At 71.6% G+C, this 3979-nt stretch carries 2 protein-coding genes and 1 pseudogene; all 3 read right to left on the bottom strand.

What is annotated here, in order from left to right; translation table 11 throughout:
- Positions 1 to 22: 22 nt before the first annotated feature.
- Positions 23 to 1390, bottom strand: coding sequence for an MFS transporter (locus ABZ281_RS35410; protein WP_356662171.1), 1368 nt, complete (start codon positions 1388 to 1390; stop codon positions 23 to 25).
- A 105-nt stretch (positions 1391 to 1495) separates the two neighbouring features.
- Positions 1496 to 3694, bottom strand: a complete 2199-nt coding sequence (locus ABZ281_RS35405) for a glycosyltransferase family 39 protein (RefSeq protein ID WP_356662170.1) — start codon at positions 3692 to 3694, stop codon at positions 1496 to 1498.
- A pseudogene (locus ABZ281_RS35400) lies at positions 3691 to 3979 on the bottom strand (glycosyl transferase); the annotation flags it as partial. The pseudogene ABZ281_RS35400 and the gene ABZ281_RS35405, both read right to left, overlap by 4 nt.

Raw genomic sequence — 3979 nt, 5'->3', positions numbered from 1 at the left:
CTCCCGCGGCTGCCCCGCGCCCCTACTCATCGTCGCTGGCGCCCGCCCCCACCGCGCCCTCCAGCGACGTCGCGGACACGGCGACCAGCGACGCGAACCGGGAGTTGAGCACGGCACCGAGGACGGCGACGCCCAGCCCGTTGCCGAACTCCGCCAGCGTTCCGTTGATCCCCGCTCCCACACCCGCCTTCTCCGGCGGTATCGCGCCCATGATCGCGTTGGCCATCGCCGGCATGGACAGGGCCACACCCGCGCCCATCACGATCAGCCCGAACAGCATGCCGCCGTACCCGTGGCCCCCGAGCAACGCGATCGCCGCGAGCCCGGCGGACACCAGGGTCATGCCGAGCGCGATCGCCGTCGGCGTCCCGGCCTTCAGCACCAGCTTCGCCCCGACCCCCGTGAAGTTGAGCGCGACGACGGTCAGCGCCAGCGGCGCCGTCCGCAACCCGGCGTCCAGCGGCTCGTATCCGAGCACGAACTGGAGGTGCTGGGTGAGCAGGAACAGTGACCCCGTCATACCGAACGCCACGAGGATCGCGCCCGCGACCGCGCCCACGAACTTCTGGTTGCGGAAGAAGTGCATGTCGAGCATCGGGTGCTCGGTCCGCAGCTCCCACCGCACGAACAGCCCGAGCACGACCACGCCGATCAGCGCCGAGACCAGCACCTGCGCGGAGGTCCAGCCGTGTTCGGGCCCGGTGATGATCGCGTACACCACGGCCGTCATGCCGATCGTCGACAGCACCGCGCCGACCAGGTCGGGCCGGTCCCCGGTGTTGTGCCTTGACTCCGGGACCAGGGCGGCGACCGCGAGCAGGCCGAGCAGGGCGACCGGAATGTTGATCAGGAAGATCGCGCCCCACCAGAAGTGGTTCAGCATCACGCCGCCGATCAGGGGGCCGGCGGCGAACCCGAGCGAACTGACCGTCGACCACAGCGCGATGGCCTTCACGCGCTCCTGGTCGTCGAAGATCTGCACGACCACGGCGAGGATCGTGGTCATCAGCAGCGCCCCGCCGACGCCCATGCCCGCCCGGGCCGCGATCAGCTGGCCCGGGCTCTGGGACAGTCCGGCCGCGAGCGAGCCCAGGCCGAAGATCGCGAGGCCCGACATCAGCAGCAGCTTGCGGCCGTAGCGGTCGGCGGCGTTCCCGGCGGTGAGCAGCAGGCCGGACTGCACCAGCGCGTACGCGTTCATCATCCACTGGACGTCGGCGGTCGAGGCGTCCATCTCGCGGGTCAGCGAGGGGATGGCCACGTTGAGGATCGTGTTGTCGAGCAGCACGGTGAGCTGCGCGAGGCAGATGACACCGAGGATCAGCCAGCGCTGGGGATGGCCGCCCGGTGCGGTGTGCGGCAGGGCCGTTCCCTGGGGGGACGTCGTCATGCTGTACACCGTAGAACACTTCCTATACAGCGTACAACGGAGTTTCGGCGGGGACGGCGAAGGGCGGTGGCTTGAGGCCACCGCCCTTCGTCCGGCAGGTACGTGTCAGCCGCTCGCCTTCTGCGTGAGGTCGTAGAACGTGGCCGAACCGACCGTGACCTTCTTGAAGGTGGCCTCGACCCAGGAGGTGATCTGAGAGGAGGTGCCGTCGCCGCTGCCGCCCATGCCGCCCATGCCGCCGGAGGCGATGAAGTAGTGGATCTTTCCGTCCGCCACGTACTTCTTGAACTGGGCGAGGGTCGGGGACGGGTCGGTCCCGTTGAAGCCGCCGATAGCCATCACCGGGTCGCCGGTGGACAGCTGGTAACTCGCCGCGTTCTGGGCGCCGATGGCCGCGGCGGCCCAGGTGTACTGGTCGGCGTCGGTCTCCAGCAGCTTCTTGGCCTCGGAGCCGACGCTGGCGCCGTTGAGCAGACCGCCGACGCCACCGCCGCCGCCCATGCCGCCCCTGCGACCGCCGTCGCCGTTCTGCTGGTTCTGGCCCTGCTGGTTCTGGTTCTGGCCGCCGCCCGGGAAACCGCCTCCGCCGGGGAGGCCGTTGCCCTGCTGCCCCTGGGCGTTGCCGTCGCCGTTCTGCTGGTTCTGGCCCTGCTGGTTCTGGCCCTGCTGGTTCTGGTTCTGGCCGCCGCCCGGGAAACCGCCTCCGCCGGGAGCACCGCCACCGCCCGGGCCGCCTCGGCCGCCCGCGACCGCCGGACCCGCCGTGACGATCGAGCCGGTGTGCCCCTCGTTCACTGTGGTGAGGGTGTACGCCGCCGGACCGGCCAGCGCGGCGAGGAGGCCCAGCCCGGCCGCTCCCAGGGCCAGCCGGCGTCCCAGCCGGCCGGCGAAGATCAGGCCGAGGGCCGCCGTCAGACCACCGACCAGGACCAGCCACTTGAGCCAGGGCAGGTAGTCGGAGGAGCGGTTGAGCAGGACGTACCCCCACGCCGCGGTCGCCGTCATCGCGGCGGCCAGGGTCAGCGACGCCCACGCCTTGTCCCGCTTCTCCCAGAGCAGCGCCGCGCCCATGCCGACCAGCGGGGCGATGTAGGGGGCGAGGGCGACCGTGTAGTACTCGTGGAAGATGCCCTGCATGTAGCTGAAGACCAGCATCGTGGTGAGCAGCGCGCCGCCCCACACCAGGAACGCGCCCCGGGTCGCGGAGGTCCGGCGGGCCTTGCGTGTGGCCACCAGACCCGCGACGAGCAGGATCAGCGCGGCCGGGATCAGCCAGGAGATCTGGCCGCCGATGGAGGAGCTGAACAGCCGGTCCCAGCCGGTCTCGCCCCAGGCTCCACCGCCGTTGCCACCCCCGCCGCCGCCTCCGACGCTGCCGGTCTCGTCGCCGTTGAGGCGGCCCAGGCCGTTGTAGCCGAAGGTCAGTTCCAGGAAACTGTTGTTCTGCGAGCCGCCGATGTACGGGCGGGAGGACGCGGGCCACAACTCGACGACCGCGACCCACCAGCCGCCGGAGACGACGATCGCGGCGAGACCCGCGGCGAGCTGACCGATCCGCTTCTTCACCGTCACCGGGGCGCAGACGCCGTAGACGAGGGCGAGCGGCGGCAGGATCAGGAAGGCCTGGAGCGTCTTGGCGAGGAAGGCGAAGCCGATCGCGGCACCGGCCCACAGCAGCCACTTGGTGCGGCCGTCCTCCAGGGCGCGGATGACGAAATAGCAGGCCGCCGCCATCAGCAGCGCCAGCATCGCGTCGGGGTTGTTGAAGCGGAACATCAGCGCCGCGACGGGGGTGAGCGCGAGGACGGCGCCCGAGATCAGACCGGCCGCGGGGCTGAACCGGCGTCGCACGGCCGCGTACACGACGGCCACCGTGCCGACGCCCATGAGGACCTCGGGCGCGAGGATCGCCCAGGAGCTGAGGCCGAAGAGCCGCACGGAGAGGGCCATGGGCCACAGGGCGGCCGGGGGCTTGTCGACGGTGATGGCGCTGGCCGCGTCGAGCGAGCCGAAGAAGAACGCCTTCCAGGACTCGCTGCCGGCCTGTACGGCCGCCGAGTAGAAGGAGTTGGCGTAGCCGGAGGCGCTCAGGTTGTAGAGGTAGAGGACGGCCGTCGCCAGCAGCAGGGCGAGGAAGGCCGGGCGGGCCCAGCGGGGATCCTCGGGCCGGCCGTGCCGGAGCCGTTGCACGAAGGGCCTCTCGGGGGCACCGGAGGCATGGGCCGGTTCCGGCGTCGCGGGGCGCGTCCGGCTGCTGGGACTCGCGTCTGTGTCCGTGGTCGGCGGGTCGAAGTGGACGGTCATCGGAAGTCCCTCGAGTCGGTGTCGTGCGGGCGCACCGGCTGCAGTTGCAGGGTGGCGTCCGGCCAGGTGCCGTCCGCGGCTTCACCGGCGCGGAAGGGGGTGGTGACGTGCGGAGCGGTGTCGTACGGGGTGGTGACGTGCGGAGCGGTGTCGTGCGGGGCGGTGTCGTGCGGAGCGGTGTCGTGCGGGGCGGTGTCGTGCGGAGCGGTGTCGTGCGGGGTGGCCTCGTGCGGGGCGGTGTCGTACGGGGTGGCCTCGTGCGGGGCGGTGTCGTACGGGGCGGTG

It is taken from the genome of Streptomyces sp. NPDC006265, from assembly GCF_040613555.1.
Taxonomy (GTDB): Bacteria; Actinomycetota; Actinomycetes; order Streptomycetales; family Streptomycetaceae; genus Streptomyces.
Note: the sequence above shows the minus strand (reverse complement) of the source record. Positions and strands in the feature narration are given on the sequence as shown.

Bases quoted from the DNA above. Each gene is read 5' to 3' on its own strand.
- ABZ281_RS35405 (WP_356662170.1), bottom strand. From the start codon at position 3,694: ATGACCGTCCACTTCGACCCGCCGACCACGGACACAGACGCGAGTCCC.
- ABZ281_RS35410 (WP_356662171.1), bottom strand. From the start codon at position 1,390: ATGACGACGTCCCCCCAGGGAACGGCCCTGCCGCACACCGCACCGGGC.